The organism is Gluconobacter kanchanaburiensis NBRC 103587, from assembly GCF_007988905.1.
Lineage (GTDB): Bacteria > Pseudomonadota > Alphaproteobacteria > Acetobacterales > Acetobacteraceae > Gluconobacter > Gluconobacter kanchanaburiensis.
In genome coordinates, this window is record NZ_BJVA01000033.1 from 1 (window position 1) to 2500 (window position 2500).

Here is a 2500-nt window from a genome sequence, read left to right on the forward strand (position 1 = left end):
TTGGTTGCGGGGGCAGGATTTGAACCTGCGGCCTTCAGGTTATGAGCCTGACGAGCTACCGGGCTGCTCCACCCCGCGGTGGTATTGTGTGATGTTGGGGGTTTGGTGTGGTGTATGGGTAGGCTGGGGGACCTGGCGGCGACCGACTTTTCCGCACCTTAAGGTGCAGTATCATAGGCGCTGAGGGATTTCACGGCCGAGTTCGGGATGGGATCGGGTGTAGGGCCCTCGCAATGGCCACCAGGTCTTCCAGCCCACCCTGTCTTTTGAGAGAGGGTGGCGGTTGGTGCATTTTGTGAAGTGAGTGTGGCTGATTTCTGTGCATGTGTTTGTTGTGAGAAGTATGAGCGATTAGGACCGGTTAGCTGCATGCATTACTGCACTTTTACACCCGGCCTATCAACGTGATGGTCTGTCACGGCTCTATGAGACCTCGTTTTGAGGTGGGTTTCCCGCTTAGATGCTTTCAGCGGTTATCCCGTCCATACTTAGCTACCCGGCTGTGCCACTGGCGTGACAACCGGTGCACCAGAGGTATGTTCATCCCGGTCCTCTCGTACTAGGGACAAATCCTCTCAAGTCTCTTACACCCACGGCAGATAGGGACCGAACTGTCTCACGACGTTCTAAACCCAGCTCACGTACCACTTTAATCGGCGAACAGCCGAACCCTTGGGACCTGCTCCAGCCCCAGGATGTGATGAGCCGACATCGAGGTGCCAAACCTCCCCGTCGATGTGGACTCTTGGGGGAGATCAGCCTGTTATCCCTAGAGTACCTTTTATCCGTTGAGCGATGGCCCGTCCACGTGGGACCACCGGATCACTATGGCCGACTTTCGTCTCTGATCGAGCTGTCACTCTCACAGTCAGGCGGGCTTATGCCATTGCACTCGACAGCCGGTTTCCGACCGGCCTGAGCCCACCATCGCGCGCCTCCGTTACACTTTGGGAGGCGACCGCCCCAGTCAAACTGCCCACCATGCAGGGTCCCGGACCAGGCTTACTGGTCTCGGTTAGACATCAGAAAAATTCAGGGTCGTATTTCAAGGATGGCTCCACCGGTGCTGGCGCCCCGGCTTCAAAGCCTCCGACCTATCCTACACAGAATGTCTCTGATGCCACTGCAAAGCTGCAGTAAAGGTTCATAGGGTCTTTCCGTCTGACCGCGGGTACCCCGCATCTTCACGGGGAATTCAATTTCGCTGAGTCGATGCTGGAGACAGTGGGGAAGTCGTTACGCCATTCGTGCAGGTCGGAACTTACCCGACAAGGAATTTCGCTACCTTAGGACCGTTATAGTTACGGCCGCCGTTTACCGGGGCTTCAATTCAGTGCTTGCACACCTCCTCTTAACCTTCCGGCACCGGGCAGGCGTCAGGCCCTATACGTCATCTCACGATTTCGCAGAGCCCTGTGTTTTTACTAAACAGTCGCTACCCCCTGGTCTGTGCCACCCGTCCATGGTTGCCCACGAGCGGGTCTCGTTTATCCCGAAGTTACACGAGCAATTTGCCTAGTTCCTTCAGCATCGTTCTCTCAAGCGCCTTGGTATTCTCTACCAGTCCACCTGTGTCGGTTTCGGGTACGGTCTATACGCCAGAGCTATTTCCTGGAATGATTGAAAAGCCTGTTCAATCCGTTAAGGACAGACAACATCTCTCATTCGTCACTTCTGGCAGGCCCAGTAATATTCAACTGGTTCCCATCGACTACGGCTCTCGCCCTCGCCTTAGGGGCCGGCTCACCCTGCGTGGATTAACCTTGCGCAGGAACCCTTGGACTTTCGGCGACAGTGTTTCTCGCACTGTTTGTCGCTACTCATGTCAGCATTCGCACTTCCGATATCTCCAGAGAGGGTCACCCCGTCTCCTTCGCAGACTTACGGAACGCTCCGCTACCGCGCATTCAAAGAATGCACCCACAGCTTCGGCACGTGGCTTGAGCCCCGTTACATTTTCGGCGCAGGGTTTCTAATAGACCAGTGAGCTATTACGCTTTCTTTAAAGGATGGCTGCTTCTAAGCCAACCTCCTGGTTGTTTTGGAATCCCCACATCCTTTCCCACTTAGCCACGATTTAGGGGCCTTAGCTGGTGGTCTGGGCTGTTTCCCTCTCGACAATGGACCTTAGCACCCACTGTCTGTCTGCCGGGCTATACTCCTGGGTATTCGGAGTTTGGTTAGGTTTGGTAAGGCTTTGGGCCCCCCTAGCCCATCCAGTGCTCTACCCCCCAGGGTAAACACCCGACGATCTACCTCAATAGATTTCGCGGAGAACCAGCTATCTCCGAGTTTGATTGGCCTTTCACCCCTAGCCACAGCTCATCCCCGACTTTTTCAACAGGCGTGGGTTCGGCCCTCCAGTGCGTGTTACCGCACCTTCAGCCTGGCCATGGCTAGATCACTCGGTTTCGGGTCTTCTGCCAGCAACTCATTCGCCCTATTCAGACTCGCTTTCGCTACGCCTACACCTAACGGCTTAAGCTCGCTGCAAACAGAA

The 2500-nt window shown here is 55.3% G+C and carries 1 tRNA gene and 2 rRNA genes (1 of these 3 cut by a window edge); all 3 read right to left on the reverse strand.

The features are described from left to right. Window position 1: 1 nt before the first annotated feature. Window positions 2–78 (reverse strand) — tRNA-Met (locus tag GKA01_RS13375). Window positions 79–130: 52 nt separating this feature from the next. Beyond that, window positions 131–245 (reverse strand): 5S ribosomal RNA (gene rrf, locus GKA01_RS13380). Window positions 246–331: 86 nt separating this feature from the next. Then, window positions 332–2500 (reverse strand): 23S ribosomal RNA (locus GKA01_RS13385); it runs 567 nt beyond the window's last position.